General features: G+C 66.0%; 18 protein-coding genes. 7 read left to right on the plus strand and 11 right to left on the minus strand.

The annotated features are described in order from the left end of the window. Nucleotides 1-14: 14 nt before the first annotated feature. Nucleotides 15-1,193: an MFS transporter gene (locus MYCSM_RS23615; protein ID WP_015308688.1), complete on the plus strand. Its 1,179-nt coding sequence runs from the start codon at nucleotides 15-17 to the stop codon at nucleotides 1,191-1,193. Here the strand turns inward: MYCSM_RS23615 and MYCSM_RS23620 are convergent. From MYCSM_RS23620 to MYCSM_RS23630, 3 genes are read right to left on the minus strand one after another with little or no spacing between them, the layout of a single operon-like run. Further along, nucleotides 1,190-1,825: a M15 family metallopeptidase gene (locus MYCSM_RS23620; protein ID WP_015308689.1), complete on the minus strand. Its 636-nt coding sequence runs from the start codon at nucleotides 1,823-1,825 to the stop codon at nucleotides 1,190-1,192. The two genes, MYCSM_RS23615 and MYCSM_RS23620, sit on opposite strands and share 4 nt — an antisense overlap. Beyond that, nucleotides 1,825-2,175, minus strand: coding sequence for a VOC family protein (locus MYCSM_RS23625; protein ID WP_015308690.1), 351 nt, complete (start codon nucleotides 2,173-2,175; stop codon nucleotides 1,825-1,827). Before MYCSM_RS23625 ends, MYCSM_RS23620 begins: the two co-directional genes overlap by 1 nt. After that, nucleotides 2,166-3,569, minus strand: a complete 1,404-nt coding sequence (locus MYCSM_RS23630; protein WP_041312588.1) for an acyl-CoA synthetase — start codon at nucleotides 3,567-3,569, stop codon at nucleotides 2,166-2,168. Before MYCSM_RS23630 ends, MYCSM_RS23625 begins: the two co-directional genes overlap by 10 nt. Before the next feature lie 41 nt (nucleotides 3,570-3,610). Between MYCSM_RS23630 and MYCSM_RS23635 the strand changes: the two genes are divergently transcribed. From MYCSM_RS23635 to MYCSM_RS23645, 3 genes are all read left to right on the plus strand, one after another. Beyond that, on the plus strand, nucleotides 3,611-4,147 hold the full coding sequence (locus MYCSM_RS23635; protein WP_015308692.1) for an NUDIX domain-containing protein: 537 nt from the start codon (nucleotides 3,611-3,613) through the stop codon (nucleotides 4,145-4,147). Between the two features lie 37 nt (nucleotides 4,148-4,184). Then, nucleotides 4,185-4,718: a pyridoxamine 5'-phosphate oxidase family protein gene (locus MYCSM_RS23640; protein ID WP_157681386.1), complete on the plus strand. Its 534-nt coding sequence runs from the start codon at nucleotides 4,185-4,187 to the stop codon at nucleotides 4,716-4,718. A 183-nt stretch (nucleotides 4,719-4,901) separates the two neighbouring features. Next, complete coding sequence (locus tag MYCSM_RS23645) at nucleotides 4,902-5,297, plus strand: YybH family protein (RefSeq protein ID WP_015308695.1); 396 nt, start codon at nucleotides 4,902-4,904, stop codon at nucleotides 5,295-5,297. 69 nt (nucleotides 5,298-5,366) lie between these two features. Here the strand turns inward: MYCSM_RS23645 and MYCSM_RS23650 are convergent, their stop codons facing one another. Together MYCSM_RS23650 and pruA are read right to left on the minus strand one after the other, a co-directional pair. Further along, entirely contained in the window at nucleotides 5,367-6,332 is a 966-nt protein-coding gene (locus tag MYCSM_RS23650; RefSeq protein WP_041314786.1) for a proline dehydrogenase family protein, read from the minus strand. Continuing rightward, a complete protein-coding gene (gene pruA, locus MYCSM_RS23655) occupies nucleotides 6,332-7,963 on the minus strand; it encodes an L-glutamate gamma-semialdehyde dehydrogenase (RefSeq protein ID WP_015308697.1) in 1,632 nt (543 codons plus the stop codon). The genes MYCSM_RS23650 and pruA overlap by 1 nt, the downstream gene beginning before the upstream one ends. Before the next feature lie 93 nt (nucleotides 7,964-8,056). On the opposite strand from pruA, the gene MYCSM_RS23660 reads away from it, so the two are divergent. Further along, nucleotides 8,057-9,676 (plus strand): PucR family transcriptional regulator, encoded by a 1,620-nt coding sequence (locus tag MYCSM_RS23660; RefSeq protein ID WP_015308698.1) that lies wholly within the window; start codon nucleotides 8,057-8,059, stop codon nucleotides 9,674-9,676. 9 nt (nucleotides 9,677-9,685) lie between these two features. Here the strand turns inward: MYCSM_RS23660 and MYCSM_RS23665 are convergent, their stop codons facing one another. Then, nucleotides 9,686-10,114, minus strand: coding sequence for a hypothetical protein (locus MYCSM_RS23665; protein WP_015308699.1), 429 nt, complete (start codon nucleotides 10,112-10,114; stop codon nucleotides 9,686-9,688). Nucleotides 10,115-10,213: 99 nt separating this feature from the next. Between MYCSM_RS23665 and MYCSM_RS23670 the strand changes: the two genes are divergently transcribed. Together MYCSM_RS23670 and idi are read left to right on the plus strand one after the other, a co-directional pair. After that, nucleotides 10,214-11,083 (plus strand): MerR family transcriptional regulator, encoded by an 870-nt coding sequence (locus MYCSM_RS23670; RefSeq protein ID WP_015308700.1) that lies wholly within the window; start codon nucleotides 10,214-10,216, stop codon nucleotides 11,081-11,083. A 52-nt stretch (nucleotides 11,084-11,135) separates the two neighbouring features. After that, entirely contained in the window at nucleotides 11,136-11,687 is a 552-nt protein-coding gene (gene idi, locus MYCSM_RS23675) for an isopentenyl-diphosphate Delta-isomerase (RefSeq protein WP_015308701.1), read from the plus strand. Here the strand turns inward: idi and MYCSM_RS23680 are convergent. The 5 genes from MYCSM_RS23680 to MYCSM_RS23700 are packed head-to-tail and all read right to left on the minus strand — an operon-like array spanning nucleotide 11,681 to nucleotide 15,582. Next, complete coding sequence (locus tag MYCSM_RS23680) at nucleotides 11,681-12,688, minus strand: DUF5914 domain-containing protein (RefSeq protein ID WP_015308702.1); 1,008 nt, start codon at nucleotides 12,686-12,688, stop codon at nucleotides 11,681-11,683. The genes idi and MYCSM_RS23680 overlap by 7 nt on opposite strands. After that, nucleotides 12,685-14,208 (minus strand): FAD-dependent oxidoreductase, encoded by a 1,524-nt coding sequence (locus MYCSM_RS23685; RefSeq protein WP_015308703.1) that lies wholly within the window; start codon nucleotides 14,206-14,208, stop codon nucleotides 12,685-12,687. Before MYCSM_RS23685 ends, MYCSM_RS23680 begins: the two co-directional genes overlap by 4 nt. Continuing rightward, a complete protein-coding gene (locus MYCSM_RS23690; RefSeq protein ID WP_015308704.1) occupies nucleotides 14,205-14,915 on the minus strand; it encodes a class I SAM-dependent methyltransferase in 711 nt (236 codons plus the stop codon). Before MYCSM_RS23690 ends, MYCSM_RS23685 begins: the two co-directional genes overlap by 4 nt. Continuing rightward, nucleotides 14,912-15,241 carry a lycopene cyclase domain-containing protein gene (locus tag MYCSM_RS23695; protein ID WP_015308705.1) on the minus strand — a complete coding sequence of 110 codons (330 nt, stop codon included), beginning with the start codon at nucleotides 15,239-15,241 and terminating at the stop codon, nucleotides 14,912-14,914. The genes MYCSM_RS23690 and MYCSM_RS23695 overlap by 4 nt, the downstream gene beginning before the upstream one ends. After that, nucleotides 15,238-15,582 carry a lycopene cyclase domain-containing protein gene (locus tag MYCSM_RS23700; RefSeq protein ID WP_015308706.1) on the minus strand — a complete coding sequence of 115 codons (345 nt, stop codon included), beginning with the start codon at nucleotides 15,580-15,582 and terminating at the stop codon, nucleotides 15,238-15,240. Before MYCSM_RS23700 ends, MYCSM_RS23695 begins: the two co-directional genes overlap by 4 nt. Nucleotide 15,583: the final 1 nt, after the last annotated feature.

Consider the following 15,583-nt stretch of genomic DNA (forward strand, 5'->3'; position numbering starts at 1 on the left):
GTATATTCGGCGCCATGACGCTAACCGCCGAGCGCGTTCCGACGGAGGGCCTTCGCGAAAGCCTGCCGGGACTGCTGTCCCTCGCGTTGGCGTCGTTCCTCGCAGTGACGACCGAGGTGTCGATGGTGGGGCTGCTACCGGACGTCGGCGCCAATTTCAGGGTGTCCGATTCCGTCACCGGCCTGCTGGTGAGCCTGTACGCGGTCATGGTCGCAGCGCTTGCAGTGCCACTGACGTTGGCGACGGCCCGCTTCGGCCGCAAGCCGCTGCTGCTGACGACACTGCTGGGTTATGCGCTGAGCAACGCGCTCGTCGCCGCGGCACCGGTGTTCATCGTGGTCGCAATCGGGCGGGCGATCGGGGGTACAACCCACGCGCTGTTCTTCTCGTTGATGATCGGCTATGCGCCCCGACTGGTGTCGCGCGCGCAAGTCGGCCGGGCGCTCGCGCTGGCAGGTGGCGGTGCGTCCGCGGGCATGGTGCTAGGTGTGCCGTTGGCGACATCGGTGGGCACCGCGGCCGGCTGGCGAGTGTCGTTCAGCATGTTGGCTGCGCTGTCGATCCTGACGTTCATGCTCGTGAGCAGATTGCTGCCGAGCGTGGGTCACGAGCCGGCAGCGGGCGGTTCCATCCGCGCGGGCCGCCGCGCGCTCACGGCGGTATCCGCGTCGAATCTGTTCGCATTTCTCGGGCAGTTCACGGTGTACACCTTCGTCAGCGTGCTGTTGCTGTCTAGCGGAGTCAGTCCCGCATTCGTCGGGCCGATTCTGTTGGCGTGCGGCGCATGTGGGCTGATTTCTTTGTGGTGGGTCGGCAGGCATCTCGACCAAAGACCCAGACGAGCCGCCGTGGTGGTGCTGACGATAGTGATCGGCGCAGTCGTCGTACTCGGCAGCACGTGGCCGTCGCTGGTCGCGGTGATCGTTGCGACGGCCGTCTGGAACGGTGCGTTTGGTGGGTTGCCGTCGATATACCAGGCGTGTGCGGTGCGCACGCACGCGGTTTCGCCGGAGTTGGCGGGCGCATGGGTGAACGCGACGGCCAACGCAGGCATCGCCGGTGGCTCGGCGATCGGCGCCGGTCTACTTCAAGTGGCAGGCCTGTCGTCGTTACCGTGGGTTGGCGCATTGCTGATCGGGGTTGGTCTAGCGTTAGTCATACTGTCCCGCAAGGCATTTCCAGCGAAGGCTTAACCAGCAGCGTTCGGCCGCAAGGGCGGGCAGTTGCCCTGCGGGTCGACGGCCAGCTCGAAGTGCCACAGCTCGTTTGCGTAAATCTGGCAGAGGCCGAACTGGGCGCCGTTGCGAATCAACCAATTGTCGGCGTCGACGGGAGCGATGTCGACCGCTTGGCCCACAACATGTTTCGACACGTCAGGCGATGCCACGAACTGCCGAGCGATGTCAACGCTGCCGTAGCCCCGGACTGCGTTGTCGAACAATCGTTGCTGAAAGCCCGTCGACCGCCAACCCGAATTGATCCGCAGGTCCACTCCCTGCTGCTTTGCGGCGTCGGCCGCGTCCTGAACAGCCTTCAGCAGAGCTGGATCGAGTTGCCCCACCGCTGGATTCGACGTGTCGAAAGGGCTGAGCGTCTGGCCGTCTGGAATCCATCCGCCGTAGGTATCGGTGGCTGCGGGGCCGATGGTGAGCGGTGCCGGAGCAGCGGTCGGCTCGGTGGTGGCGATGGGTTCGATCGGCACGGCGGCGGCGCACCCGCTGATGAGCAACGCCGTCGCACTCAACAGACCGCGAGCGTGCGCAAAATGTACGTTAAATGCGGCGTGTCGGCGCGCAGACACGCACGCTCGCGGTAGTGAGGACATCAAGTGTGGGGCGCGAGGATGCAAAACTCGTTGCCCTCCGGGTCGGCCAGCACCACCCACGACTGCTTGCCCTGGCCGATGTCGACATGCCGTGCGCCCAAACCGATCACGCGGTCGACCTCGGCCTGCTGATCGTCGGGCCGGAAGTCGAGGTGAATGCGGTTCTTGACCACCTTTTCGTCGGGCACCGCGAGAAAGAGCCAGTTGGGTCCGGCACCGGGCGGGGCCTCGAGCACCACATCACCATCCTTGTCGACGTGCTGCTGCCAGCCCAGCACTTCCGACCACCACGCACCCAGGGCGTTGGCGTCATGGGCGTCGATGCAGATTTCGTCGAACGTCAGACCCATTCGGTCAACTCCTTCTTCAACACCTTGCCCATTGCGTTGCGCGGCAAACTGTCCACCTTTCGCACCTCGCGGGGGCGCTTGTGCACCGAAAGTTGTTGGGCGACATAACCGATCAGAGCTTGGGGGTCGGCATCACCGACGATGAACGCGACGATGCGCTGGCCGAGATCGTCGTCCGGTGCGCCGATAACGGCCACCTCGTCGACGCCGGCGTGGCCGAGCAACACGGCTTCGATCTCGCCCGCGCCAACGCGAAAGCCGCCGGTCTTGATCAAGTCGACGGATTCACGGCCGACGATGCGATGCATGCCGGAGTCGTCGATCACCGCGACGTCGCCGGTGCGGTACCAGTCGCCGTCGAATGCCTCGGCCGTCGCGTCCGGCCTATTGAGGTAACCATCGAAAATCGTCGGGCTCTGAACCTGCAGGCGCCCAATGGTTTCGCCGTCGTGTGCCACGGTGTCCCCGTCGTCATCCACCAGGCGCGTCTGCACGCCGATCAACGGCAGTCCCACCGATCCGGGCCTGCGCTCGCCGTCGAAGCGGGTGGACAACGTGATCAGCGACTCAGTGGCGCCATAGCGTTCCAACGGTCTGTGCCCGGTTAGCTCCGCGAGCTTGTCGAATACCGGGACCGGAAGGGGGGCGCTGCCCGAAACAAGCAGCCGCGCCGACGACAGAGCCCGCGCCGCAGATTCATCGCCGACGACTCGCGTCCACACCGTCGGTACGCCAAAGTACATCGAGCCACCGGCAGCCGCATATGCGTCGGGCGTGGGTTTTCCGGTGTGCACGAAGCGATTTCCGATCCGCAGCGACCCGAGCAGTCCGAGAACCAGGCCGTGCACGTGATACAGCGGCAGCCCGTGCACCAGAGTGTCGGCCGGCGTCCACTGCCACGCCTCGGCAAGCATGTCGATGTCCGCAGCGACCGCGCGCCTGCTCACCACCACGCCCTTGGGCGGACCGGTGGTGCCAGAGGTGTAGATGATCAACGCGGTCGCATCCGGATGCGGCTCCGGGTAGCGGTGCCATGACCGGGCGTGCAGGCGCACCGGAATATGCGGCAGACCTTCGGTCTCGTCTGGCTTCTCCCCCAGCCATGCCTGCGCGCCGGAGTCGGTCAGGATGTGTCGACGCTCGGCCGCGCCGACGTCGGCGGGCACGGGGACGACGGGAACACCCGCGATCAAGCAGCCGGCGACAGCCAACACCGTCGCCGCAGTCGGAGTCGCCAGCACGGCAACCCGATCGGCGGCACCCACCCGCTCAGCCACCGACGTTGAGGCACCGACGAGATCGCTGCGGCTGAGCGTGGTGCCGTCGATGCGGACCGCGTCATCGATGTCGGCGCCGCCAGCGACAGTCGCGGGGTCCATGGAGGCTAGGAGCACGACGTGAGGTTACCCATTCGCCGCTCGGCGATACTGGGCCGGTGAATCAGATCCATCGAGTGGCCTCGCGCGAGGTGTACCGGAACAACTGGCTGTCCCTGCGCGAAGACCGGATCCGGCGACCTGACGGCACCGACGGCATCTATTCGGTGATCGAAAAACCGACGTACGCGCTGGTGATCGCGCAAGACGGGGATCGCTTCCACCTGGTCGAGCAGTTCCGGTATCCGCTGGGCATGCGGCGCTGGGAGTTTCCGCAGGGCACCGCGCCTGATCGCGAGGAGGCGGATCCAATCGAGCTGGCCCACCGCGAGCTGCGCGAAGAGACGGGATTGCGCGCCGCGTCGATGGAGTTCCTGGGCATGCTCGACGCCGCGCCGGGCATGAGCAGTCAGCGCGGGCGGGTCTTCCTCGCGACGGGACTCACCGAGGGCGCCCACGACCGTGAGCACGAAGAGCAGGACATGCACAGCGAGTGGTTCTCCCGCGATCAGCTGGAACGGATGATCCGCGAGGGCGAAATCACCGATGCACAAACCATCGCCGCGTGGGCGTTGCTGTTGCTGTCAGAGCGGTAGGCAATGAGTTCTCGCCGCGCGCTCGGTCTATATGGGCATGAAGACTAACGCGAAAAACCTCGACTGCTACGGCACCCCGCCCATCGAGTGGGAGCGGGTACAGGAGGTCCTGAACTCCGACATCACGCAGGCCCCGGATACCGGCGGCCCGAACCGACACACGGCCTGGCTGACCACGATCAATCCCGACGGCGCGCCGCATGTCACGCCTGTCGGCGTCATCCAGCTCGACGGCGTCCGCTACTTCACGTCCGGACCCGGTACTCGCAAGTCGCGCAACATCGACGCCGACCCCCGGTGTGTCATCAGCATCGCGACTCAACCATTCGACCTCGTCATCGAGGGCAGCGCCGCACTCGTCACCGATGCTGACGAACTGCGTTCTGTCGCAGACGAATACAACCGCGTCGGCTGGCCGGCGCAAGTAGCCGGCGACGCCCTTACCGCCGAATACAGCGCGCCGTCGGCGGGACCGCCGCCGTGGCATGTCTACAGAATCACACCCGACACCGTGTTCGCGTTCGGCACCGCCGAACCAGGTGGCGCGACCAGATTTGATCTATCGCGATGAGTTTTGAACCACCCGAGGGTCTACCTCGTTGAAACCACTAACCAGTGGTGACGCCGCAGAAAGGGGTGACACGATGACCATGATCTTGGGGATGCTGGCGATGATGCCCGTATTGTTCGCCAGCGCCGGCTACGTCCTCGTGTCATCCGGCGGCACCGCCGAAAGTGAGGAAACGCAACGCCGATGACTGATGAGGAAGCCGTCCGCCAACTCATTCTCCGCTGGGCCGACGCTGGACACACCGGCGACCTCGAAACCGTTCTTGCCGACCATGATCCAGGCATCGTCCAATTCGACGTGCCGCCACCATACGACGGTGTCCGCGGCATCGACGCCTATCGGGACACCTGGCCGGACTTCTTCGAGTGGCAGCGCCAGGGTGCAGTCTTCGAAATCACCGAGCTGGATGTGACGGCGGGTTCGGACGTGGCGTTCGCGTACGCACTGGCGCGCTGCGGTGAACCGGAGGACTTCGAGAAGAACCCGGACAATCGGCTGCGGATGACCTTCGGCCTGCGCAAGCGTGACGGCCGCTGGATCGTCACCCACGAACACGGTTCGTTCCCGCTGGCTGGCTAGTGCCTCGCCGAAACTGCGGAGAGATCGCGATTCCGGAGGAATTCGCGATCTGTGCGCAGTCTCGATGCCCTAGTGCCTGCGCTCCGCGAGCGCCCGCAGGAAGAACGTCAGGTTCGCGGGCCGCTCGGCCAACCGCCGGACGAAGTACCCATACCACTGCGTGCCGAACGGAACATAGACGCGGACGTGGTTACCCTCGTCGGCCAGCCGTCGCTGCTCGGCATCGCGGATGCCGTACAGCATCTGGTATTCGAAATCGTCTACCCCGCGGCCATTCTCGCGAGCCAGCGCAGGCACCGCCTCGATGATCTGCGGATCGTGGGACGCCACCATCGGGTAGCCGGACCCCGCCATCAACACCTCGAGACACCGCAAGTACGACTCGGTGACGTCCTCGCCGGCGCGGTAGGCCACCGACGAGGGCTCGTCGTAGGCACCCTTGCACAACCGGATCCGGGCTCCCGACGCCGCGAAATCGCGGCAGTCGTCCTCGGTGCGCTTCAGGTAGGCCTGCAAAACCGCGCCCAGCCAGTCGAACTCGGTGCGCAGGTCACGCACGATCGACAGTGTCGAATCGGTGCTCGTGTGATCCTCGGCGTCCACCGTCACCCACACGCCAAGCTTCTGTGCACGCTCGCAGATCGTGTGCGCATTCTCCAGCGCGACCTTCTCGCCGTCGCGCGGTAGTGCCTGCCCCAGCGCCGACAACTTCAGCGACACCTCGAGTGGGCGCAATCGCCCGGAAGCCTCGCTGCGTGTGCCGAGCGCGTCGAGCAGGCCCAGGTAGGCGTCGACCGTCGCGTTCGCCGTTTCGACGTCGGTGACGTCTTCGCCGAGGTAGTCGATGCTGACCAACCGTCCCGAATGCCGCAGTTGCTCAACGGAGTTCATCGCATCGGCCACGGTTTCACCCGGTACGAACCGATGCACTACATCGCGTGTGACAGGCAGCCGCTCGGCGGTGCGCCGCAAGCCGTCCCGCCGGCTGGCGGCCAGGATCGCCGGGCGCGCGACCCGGTGGAAAAGCTCGGACATCATTCGCTCTCCATATGCGGGTAGGTGTGGTTGGTCGGCGGGACGAACGTCTCCTTGATCGAGCGGGCCGACGTCCAGCGCAGCAGGTTCAGCGCCGAACCGGCCTTGTCGTTGGTGCCCGACGCCCGCGAACCGCCGAACGGCTGCTGTCCGACGACGGCTCCTGTCGGCTTGTCGTTGACGTAGAAGTTGCCTGCCGTATGGCGCAGCCGCTTCTCGGCGGTCAACACCGCAGACCGATCGTCGGCGATCACCGCGCCCGTCAACGCGTACTTGGCACCGGTGTCCACGACGTCGAGAATCCGGTCGTACTCGTCGTCGGCGTACACATGCACCGCCAGGATCGGCCCGAAGTATTCGGTGCAGAACGACTCGTCGGTCGGGTCGTCGGACAGCAGCACGGTCGGCCTCACGAAATAGCCTTCGCTGTCGTCATATTCGCCGCCGACGGCGATCGTCACGTTGGCCGCCCTCTTCGCCCGTTCGATCGCCTTGACGTTCTTCGCGAATGCCCGCTCGTCGATCACGGCGCCGCCGTAATTGGTCAAGTCGGTGACGTCGCCGTAGCGCAATGCCTCGGTGGCCGAAAGGAAGTCGTCGCCCATCTGCTGCCACACCGAACGAGGGATGAACGCGCGCGACGCCGCCGAGCATTTCTGCCCCTGGTAGTCGAACGCGCCGCGAATCAGCGCCGTGCGCAGCACATCCGGCCGCGCCGACGCGTGCGCGACCACGAAGTCCTTGCCGCCGGTCTCGCCGACGAGCCGCGGATAGGTGTGGTAGCTATCGATGTTCGCACCGACGACGCGCCAGAGGTGCTGGAACGTTCCCGTCGACCCCGTGAAGTGGATCCCGGCCAGCCGCGGATCCGCAAGGGCCACATCGGAAACCGCGATGCCGTCACCGGCCAGCAGATTGATCACACCTGGCGGCAAGCCGGCCGCCTCGAGGAGCTGCATGGTCAGGTAAGCGGCGAACGTCTGCGTCGGTGACGGCTTCCACACCACCGTGTTGCCCATCAACGCGGGGGCCGTCGGCAGGTTGCCCGCGATCGCGGTGAAGTTGAACGGAGTGATCGCGTAGACGAAGCCCTCGAGCGGCCGGTAGTCAGTGCGGTTCCAAACGCCGCGGCTGCTGATCGGCTGCTGCGCCAGGATCTGCCGCGCGAATGCGACGTTGAACCGCCAGAAGTCGACAAGCTCGCACGGCGAGTCGATCTCGGCCTGATAGGCGGTCTTGGACTGACCAAGCATGGTGGCCGCGGCGATCTTCTCTCGCCACGGTCCGGCCATCAGGTCGGCGGCGCGCAGGAACACCGCGGCCCGCTCGTCGAACGGGGTGGCCTCCCAGTCCGCCTTGGCGGCAATCGCTGCCTCGATCGCGGCGGATGCGTCGGAGTGCTCGGCGTTGGTGAAGGTGCCCAGTCGCGCGCCGTGCCGATGCGGCTGGACCACGTCGAAGCGGTGGCCGCCGCCCATGCGGTGTCTGCCGCCGATGACGTGCGGCAGGTCGATCGGATCGGCGGCTAGCGCTCGAAGCTGTTCGGTGAGCCGGGTGCGATCACCCGAACCTGGTGCGTACTCGTGGATCGGCTCGTTGGCCGGGAAGGGCACGTCGGTGATGGCGTCCATGCAGCAAGGATCCCCGGAATGCGACGCGCAACACATGGCCGATCCGACAACAGCGTCAGCGATCTATAGTCGAATCGGACAAAGGAGTGCGGCATGGCTGTGCAGAGCACCGGGTTGGGTCTCGGCCAGCTCCTGCTGGCGCTCGATCGCACGATGGTGACGCTGGTCGAGGCGCCGCGCGGCCTGGATATGCCGGTGGGTTCGGTGGCGCTCGTCGACGCCGACGACGTCCGGCTCGGCCTCGCGGTCGGCCCTGGTTCGGCGGATCTGTTCTTCCTGCTCGGCGTTTCGGACGACGAGGCGGTGCGCTGGATCGCAGAACAAATCGGAAGCCCGGGCTCCGGCCCGATGTCGCCGCCGGAGCGGCTCCGGCAGCCGGCCGCCATCTTCGTCAAGGAGCCGTCAGCGGCCGCGATCAAGCGTGCGGTTGCGCTCGGCATCGCGGTGGTGGCCGTGGAACCGCAGGCGCGCTGGGAGCTGCTCTACAAACTCGTCAACCATGCCTTCGAGCACCACGGCGACCGCAGCGATCCGCTGTATGACTCCGGCACCGACCTGTTCGGTCTCGCGCAGTCGATCGCCGACCGCACGCGCGGGATGATCAGCATCGAGGACGCGGACTCGCACATGCTGGCGTACTCGGCGTCCAGCGACGAAGCCGACGAGCTACGCAGGCTGACGATCCTGGGCCGCGCGGGCCCGCCCGAACACCTGGAATGGATTGGGCAGTGGGGCATTTTCGACGCGTTGCGCGCCAGCGGTGATGTGGTCCGCGTGGCCGAACGTCCGGAGCTGGGGTTGCGGCCGCGCCTGGCGGTCGGCATCCATTTGCCCCCCACCGACTCACGCAGAAGGCCCGGGTACGCGGGAACCATTTGGCTGCAACAGGGTTCGGCGCCATTGGCCGACGACGTCGAGGACATCCTGCGCGGCGGCGCGGTGCTCGCGGCGCGGATCATGTCGCGGCTGGCGGCGACGCCGTCGACACATACCATGCGCGTGCAGGAGTTGCTCGGGCTGACCTCCGAGGAGGCCGACATCGGCGCGATCGCGCGCGAGCTGGGCATCACCGTCGACGGACGTGCGGCGTTGATCGGCTTCGTCGGCATCGAGAGTTCAGTGCCTGCGGAGGTGATCGCGTTGAGCGCCAGTGCTTTTCGAGCCGACGCCCAAGTCGCGTCGACAGGCGAGCGGGTCTACGTGCTGCTACCCAAGACGGGCGGCGCATCCTCGGTGACGTCGTGGGTGCGCGGCGTGGTCGCCGCGTTACGGCGCGAACTCGGCTTGACATTGCGCGCGGTGATCGCCGCACCGTTGACGGGCCTGGCAGCAGCCGCGGGGGCACGCGCCGAAGTGGACCGGGTGTTCGACAGCGCCGAGCGTCACCCCGGCGCCATCGGACAGGTCAGCTCGCTCGACGAGGCACGCACCACCGTGCTGCTCGACGAGATCGTCTCGCAGGTGGCCGGCCAACCGAGATTGGTCGATCCTCGAGTGCGGCAATTGCGCGAGCAAGAGCCGATGCTGGCTGAGACATTGGAGGCCTACCTGGACGGGTTCGGTGACATCGCGGCCGTCGCACAACAACTCCACGTGCATCCGAACACGGTGCGCTATCGCGTGCGCCGGATCGAGAAACTGCTGTCGACGTCGCTCGATGACCCCGACGACCGCCTGGTCCTCGCGCTGGGCTTGCGCGCCACCGAGCGCTAGTCATACCCGTCAGGGCCGGCTTTCGTGACCGGGCTTGCCATGGGTGCGACGGCGTTCCTTCATCTCTGCTTCGAAGATGTGCCTGACTCCCTGTTGAAGTTCGTCCCGGACCTGGCGCTCGTGCTCGCGGAACACCGACCAGTAGTTGTCGTCGAAATCCTCGACGATCTGGAATGTCCACCGGCCGTACAGGACATTGCGGCCGAGAACCTCCGCCTCGAGCCGCTCGGCGATCGCGGCATGCCCCGCTTTCCTGAGCTTGTTGCATGCGTCGCCCAACAGCAGATCGGCATGGCCCATCAGTTGATGAAACGAGTACAGCTCACCACGCGCACGTTCTACGCATTCCAGAGCCTCTGAGACGGCACCGACCGCCTCGACCGTCGCATCGTCCATCCCGTCGGGGCGCACGCGCTGCCCCGTGTCCATCTGAGTCATAGTGCCGACATACCCATTTCAGGACCGAATGCATCGTTTGTGCATTGATAGCGATCGCTGGGAGGCAACCTGGCTCTATTGTGTCGGGTTGGAGGGACAGTGGACCAGACGTCAAGACGCAAGGGCCGTCGCGAGGATCGTGACGCGGACCTGCCGCAGTACACCGTCGGTGTGGTCGCGGAACGCATCGGTGTGCCGATCGCCACCCTGCGCAGCTGGAATCAGCGATACGGCGTGGGGCCGCCCGATCACAGCCCGGGCAGCCACCGGCTCTACAGCCAAAACGACATCTTGATGGTCGAGCGGATGCACCACCTGATCGGCGAAGGCGCCAGTCCCCGTAGCGCTGCTCGCGCCGCGCTTGATGCGGTTGTTCCGCCCCGGGCCGATACCGAAAACCTGCTCGTGGCTGCCTTCGATCTGGACATCGTCCGCGCAGGCCGACAGCTGGAGGGCCACCTGCGCCACTACGGCGTCGTTGACACGTGGGATCTGTTGATACGGCCCGTGTTTTCGGCCATCGAAGCCCGACAGGCCGACGGCGAAGGATGCATCGATGTCGAACACGCGCTTTCGTGGGCGGTCTCGCGGTCGTTGCAGCGTGTCCCCATCGCGGCTGCCGACAAATCCGCTTCCACCATCCTGGCGTGCAGCGAAGGCGAGACGCACACCCTGCCCATCGAGGCGCTCCGCGCGGCGCTCGGGGACCACGGCCACGGCTCGTTGATGCTGGGCGCCGACGTGCCGCCCGCCGCACTCGTCGACGCCATTGAACGCACACCTCGGCCGACGAACGTGGTGTTGTGGGCGCAATCCTCCGACACCGCCAATATTGCGACGGCCAAGGCGGTCGCCGCCGCTCATGCCCGGCTGTTTGTTGGCGGCCCCGGATGGCAGTCGGCGCGGCTGCCAAAGAAGGCGGTCCGGGTAGACAGCCTCCAGGCCGCGCTGCAGGCCCTGGTCGAGTAGACTGCCCAGGGTTGCATCGTTTCCGCATCGATTGATTGGGTACCCGTAGCAGATGCCTGAGACCGCACTAGCCGGCACCGACGAATTGGTCGTGCTCGTCGACGACGATGGACGAGAGCTTGGAACCGCCGCCAAAGCCTCCGTCCATCACGAGAAGACACCTCTGCATCTGGGCTTCTCCTGCTACGTGTTCGACGCCGACGGCCGCGTCTTGATGACCAGGCGGGCACTCGGCAAGCGGACATGGCCCGGGGTGTGGACGAATTCGTTCTGCGGCCATCCCGCTCCGGGTGAAGCTGTCATGGACGCGGTGCACCGACGGGCTCGCCAGGAACTCGGCCTGAGTATCGATGGACTGACATGTGTGCTGCCCGACTATCGGTACCGCGCGGTTGCCGCCGACGGCACGGTCGAAAACGAACTCTGCCCGGTGTTCTGCACCACTGCGGCGGGGCCCGTCCGCCCGGTGCCCGACGAGGTCATGGACCACGCCTGGGTGCCAGGGGCCGAATTGCGGACGGCCGCTGGCCTGCGCTGGGCGATCAGCCCGTGGGCGGCCGAGCAGATCCCACTGCTCGAGGGTGCTGGTGGCCCGAATCAGTGACGCCGCCGCAGGCGATGGATCCGTTCGGCATAGGCGAGGTCGTCGCGCCATAGCCGGGTGGCAGCGCGTCGCATCGCCAGCTTGATCAGGGGTGCGCCACGCAATGCGTGGCCGAAACCCGGCCTGTCTGAGTGCGCTACGACCGCCTCGAGAACAGCGGTGCGGGGCAATCCGTCGGCTCCGGGACCTACTGGCGTGGCGTGCGTTTCGACCACGCTGCCCGTTCCCTCGCCGTCGACGATGCGCATCACGATCGTCCGCGGTTCCGGACTCGTGAATTCGGCGACGACGGGCACCCCCACCCTGCCGATCCGAAACGTCACCGCGACCAGGAAACGATCCAGCTCCTCTGGAACATCGTCGTCAGCCGGCGGCGCGGTGAGGACGTCGAGCCGAGTAAACGAGTACGGGTGAAACCATGATCCATGCCAGGGATCCATCCGGTTGGCGATGACGTCGCGCGGCTCGCAGATACCGACCAGGCGCGCCACTGCGTCGATTTGAGCCCCGCGCGGCCGCTCGGAAAGCACCGGGCGCTCCGTGGGCGGCTCACCGCCGATGCCGTCCAGACGCACCCAGGTCAGCACGCCGTCGTCGTGCGACGGATAAGGCCGCCAACCGAATTCGGATCCGCCGTGCAGGCGTAGCCCGTGCCACGGGCATACCAGCGCGCCGCAGTCGACACTCCCCGTCGTGAGGTCGGCGCCAAGGTGTGGGCATGCCTCCGGTCCGATATGCACGGCACCGTCTTCACCTCGCCACGCGACCAGTTCAACGCCGGCGACGGACCCGCCAACCGGTCGCTTCCTGATGGCATCACTGGCGGCGAACGCATACCAGTTGCCGCTTGGGCGGCGTTGCGAGCGGCGTAACGCGGCATTGATGACAGCAGGCGCCGCATCGAGATAGGTCGGACGTTGTTGCGACCAGCGCAGGGCCGGAAGCATTTGAAAGGGCGTCGTTTTCGACAGGCGTGAGGTGAGATCGGCGAACCTGCTCATCGTTGTGATCGCCTTTCGCGGTCGGCAAGCCGGCTCAGAAGTCTTATCCGGCCGGCGTTCGGCACAGTGTGCACCGGGTGACCCCGGATCCCGAATCGCTGCAGTTGACCGTTGGCGGCCGCCCAACCGGTCGTGGCGGCGCGTTCCATCAACGCGACAGGTAGGTCGATGCGGACGCCGTCACCGGCCAGCATCACAGCGGGGTTCGGCGTGGCCACACCAGGACGATCCTCGAAGTCGCCCGGCGCAAACCGCGGGCAATCGTTGTGGCACAACACTTTCTCACCGACAATCCTGGCCGCCCTGGTTTCCGGGTACAGCTCACGTAACCGATCCAACAACTCCTCACGCACGTCGGCGTGGGCCGTCACCGCATACGAGTGCAGTTCGACGACGGACCCGCCGGTGCGCTCAGACCATGCTTTCGCTTCGCGTTCGTAGCGCTCCAGCACGCTGACGTTGTCCAACGGAGTCCGCCCGCCCGTGCCCACGAACGGTGCGCGGTCGGGATTCACTTTGCGATCAAGCCACAACCGAAGCACCACAAAGGGCGGCGCGGTGCCCAGCTTCGTCACACTCTTGCGCCAGTCGTCGTCCCCGAGAGAGGGTGAGTTCTCCACTATGCGCTGAAGGCCTGCGACATCAGTCGCCAGCACCACACCGTCGGCATCGAGCCGTTTCGAGGACTCACAGTGCACCACCATCGGTCCTTGGGCGCATACCTCCCGCACGGCCGTGCCTGTCAGGAACCTAACGCCGAGCGACTCCAGATAGCGCCGCAGCGGATTCCACAGGGCGACATCGAAATTGGCGTTGGCGACATCGAAGAGCAGGCCCTCACTGGAGCCCAGGAAGTAGATGTGGAACATCGCCGCAAGTTCTGCTGCCGACAGATCGGCCGGTTCGGCGAAAAAGCTGCGCGAGAACACTTCGAACGCCAGATGCCGTGCCGCTTCTGGGAAGTTGATGTCACGAAGGAACGAATCGGCATCGATGTGGTCGAGCCGGTGGTAGATGTCGGGCACCGACACCGCGGCAAGCGGACCGGCAGCGCGGGCGTTGAGCCGCACGAGATCGCGCAGCCGAAATGTCGGACTGCGTAGCGCAAATGCCAACGCGTTGAGCGGTGGCGCCAGCGGCAGCCCGCGAAAAGTGTCCAGCCGGCCTGCCGCGTCGATCAGGGGATAGTCATCCACCGGCGTCAACATCGACAGGTCTGAGTCCACGCGGCGCAACAGGTTCCGCAAGTTGTAGTACTGGCGGAAAAACGCGTGAAACCCGCGGTTCATCGCCACATCGGTGCCCGCAGGCAAGGTCTCTGTCCAGCCACCGACCCGGCCGCCGAGGTACGGACGCTGCTCGACAACGTCGACCGTGACGCCGCGTTCTGCCAATCCCGTCGCGGCCGCCAGCCCGGCGATGCCTCCGCCGATGACCACCACGTGTGGCCTGCTGGGTAGCGCCGCGGCATCAGGAACGCCTTGGCGGGCGGCCAGCGTCACGCGTCGCGGATCGGTCATCGTGGCGCCTGCCCTAAGAAGGTGTGCACGACGTTGCGCTGCCAGCCGGGCATCGTTTCACTCCGCACCGAGGTGAAGCCGTTGGCGCGCAGTCTGTCTCGGAACGCGGCTGCGCCGTCGAACCGGTTGACGCTTCGCCTGAGGTATCGGTACAGCGCCACGTCACCACTGCGCACGCGGCCGCTGGGAATGATGATCGTCGCGCATACGGCGTTCCACACGATCGTGGCGAGCCGCGAATCGCGCACCGAGTACTCGTGAACGGCGAGCGTTCCCCCGGGCCGTAACAAGGCGCCAAACCTCCGCAGCTGGCCGTCCTTGTCCTCGACGTTACGGATGAGATAGGCAGCCAGAATGCCGTCGAACGGCCCGCACACTCCTGCGTCGGTGAGGTCTTCTATCCGGCTTTCCACGAACCGCACCGAGGTCGGCCAGCGTTTGGCAGTCGCCTGCGCCAACATGCCACTCGACGCGTCGACGGCAACGATCTCGGCCTTCGGTGCGACAGCGACCAGTGCAGCCGTGGATGCGCCTGTGCCGCACCCCGCGTCGAGCAGACGTAGCCCCGCGCCGTCACCCGGCAATCGCATCCGCTGCACCGAAAGCCGCAGATGGCTGTGGTATCCGGGGTTGGTGCCGACGAGTTTGTCGTACGCAGGCGCGCCGACGTCGAACGCGTCCGGGATATCGCCGTACGACAGAGTCATGAAACCGGCCTTTCGCGGTCGCGGTGCCGCAGGCGTTCCCACAGCAGCAGCACAGCGGTCACCATCGCCCAGCCAAACAGGAAGTCTTCGACGGGGATGTCGAACGGAAACCGCACGCCTGCGGTGTGACGCTCGTTGTAGACGACGATCGGGGCGTGGAGTTTGGTCAGCCAGCCGTCGACCGGAATCTGAAATCCCAGCACGATCACCATCGAGATCCAGTACGCAGCACGACGAAACAGGCCGGTGCGCAACACCGCGAACTCCAGTACGCACACCGCGACGACCGCAATCACGGCCGGCACGGTGTAGCCGAGGCCGATCATGGCGCCCGCGCAGGTTCTGACCGGGACCGCCGCAATCGCTTCAGAATCGCCTCGACGGCGTTGTAGGTCAGTAGTCCGCACAGCGGGATCACGACGAAGAACAACAATTCCTCGATGGGTATCCGCCCGAAAACCTCGATGCCGCTGACGTAGAGCGGGTTGTAGGTCCAGATGCCCGCCGCGATGGCGATCGCGTCCCAGATCACGAAAACCACGGCGACGGGGATTACCGCGCAGGCGGTCCGCCACGGCTGCCGGTATACGCCGGGGCCCAGAAGCTCCAGCGGCAGCGTGATCGCCAAACATGCTGCGAGAACGAACAGATACTGCCAGTGACTCATC

The organism is Mycobacterium sp. JS623, assembly GCF_000328565.1.
Classification (GTDB): Bacteria; Actinomycetota; Actinomycetes; order Mycobacteriales; family Mycobacteriaceae; genus Mycobacterium.

Excerpts from the sequence above, each read along its gene's own strand:
- MYCSM_RS23615 (WP_015308688.1), top strand. The coding sequence starts at position 15 with ATGACGCTAACCGCCGAGCGCGTTCCGACGGAGGGCCTTCGCGAAAGC.
- MYCSM_RS23620 (WP_015308689.1), bottom strand. The coding sequence starts at position 1,825 with ATGTCCTCACTACCGCGAGCGTGCGTGTCTGCGCGCCGACACGCCGCA.
- MYCSM_RS23625 (WP_015308690.1), bottom strand. The coding sequence starts at position 2,175 with ATGGGTCTGACGTTCGACGAAATCTGCATCGACGCCCATGACGCCAAC.
- MYCSM_RS23640 (WP_157681386.1), top strand. The coding sequence starts at position 4,185 with ATGAAGACTAACGCGAAAAACCTCGACTGCTACGGCACCCCGCCCATC.
- MYCSM_RS23645 (WP_015308695.1), top strand. The coding sequence starts at position 4,902 with ATGACTGATGAGGAAGCCGTCCGCCAACTCATTCTCCGCTGGGCCGAC.
- MYCSM_RS23650 (WP_041314786.1), bottom strand. The coding sequence starts at position 6,332 with ATGTCCGAGCTTTTCCACCGGGTCGCGCGCCCGGCGATCCTGGCCGCC.
- pruA (WP_015308697.1), bottom strand. The coding sequence starts at position 7,963 with ATGGACGCCATCACCGACGTGCCCTTCCCGGCCAACGAGCCGATCCAC.
- MYCSM_RS23660 (WP_015308698.1), top strand. The coding sequence starts at position 8,057 with ATGGCTGTGCAGAGCACCGGGTTGGGTCTCGGCCAGCTCCTGCTGGCG.
- MYCSM_RS23665 (WP_015308699.1), bottom strand. The coding sequence starts at position 10,114 with ATGACTCAGATGGACACGGGGCAGCGCGTGCGCCCCGACGGGATGGAC.
- idi (WP_015308701.1), top strand. The coding sequence starts at position 11,136 with ATGCCTGAGACCGCACTAGCCGGCACCGACGAATTGGTCGTGCTCGTC.
- MYCSM_RS23680 (WP_015308702.1), bottom strand. The coding sequence starts at position 12,688 with ATGAGCAGGTTCGCCGATCTCACCTCACGCCTGTCGAAAACGACGCCC.
- MYCSM_RS23685 (WP_015308703.1), bottom strand. The coding sequence starts at position 14,208 with ATGACCGATCCGCGACGCGTGACGCTGGCCGCCCGCCAAGGCGTTCCT.
- MYCSM_RS23690 (WP_015308704.1), bottom strand. The coding sequence starts at position 14,915 with ATGACTCTGTCGTACGGCGATATCCCGGACGCGTTCGACGTCGGCGCG.
- MYCSM_RS23695 (WP_015308705.1), bottom strand. The coding sequence starts at position 15,241 with ATGATCGGCCTCGGCTACACCGTGCCGGCCGTGATTGCGGTCGTCGCG.
- MYCSM_RS23700 (WP_015308706.1), bottom strand. The coding sequence starts at position 15,582 with ATGAGTCACTGGCAGTATCTGTTCGTTCTCGCAGCATGTTTGGCGATC.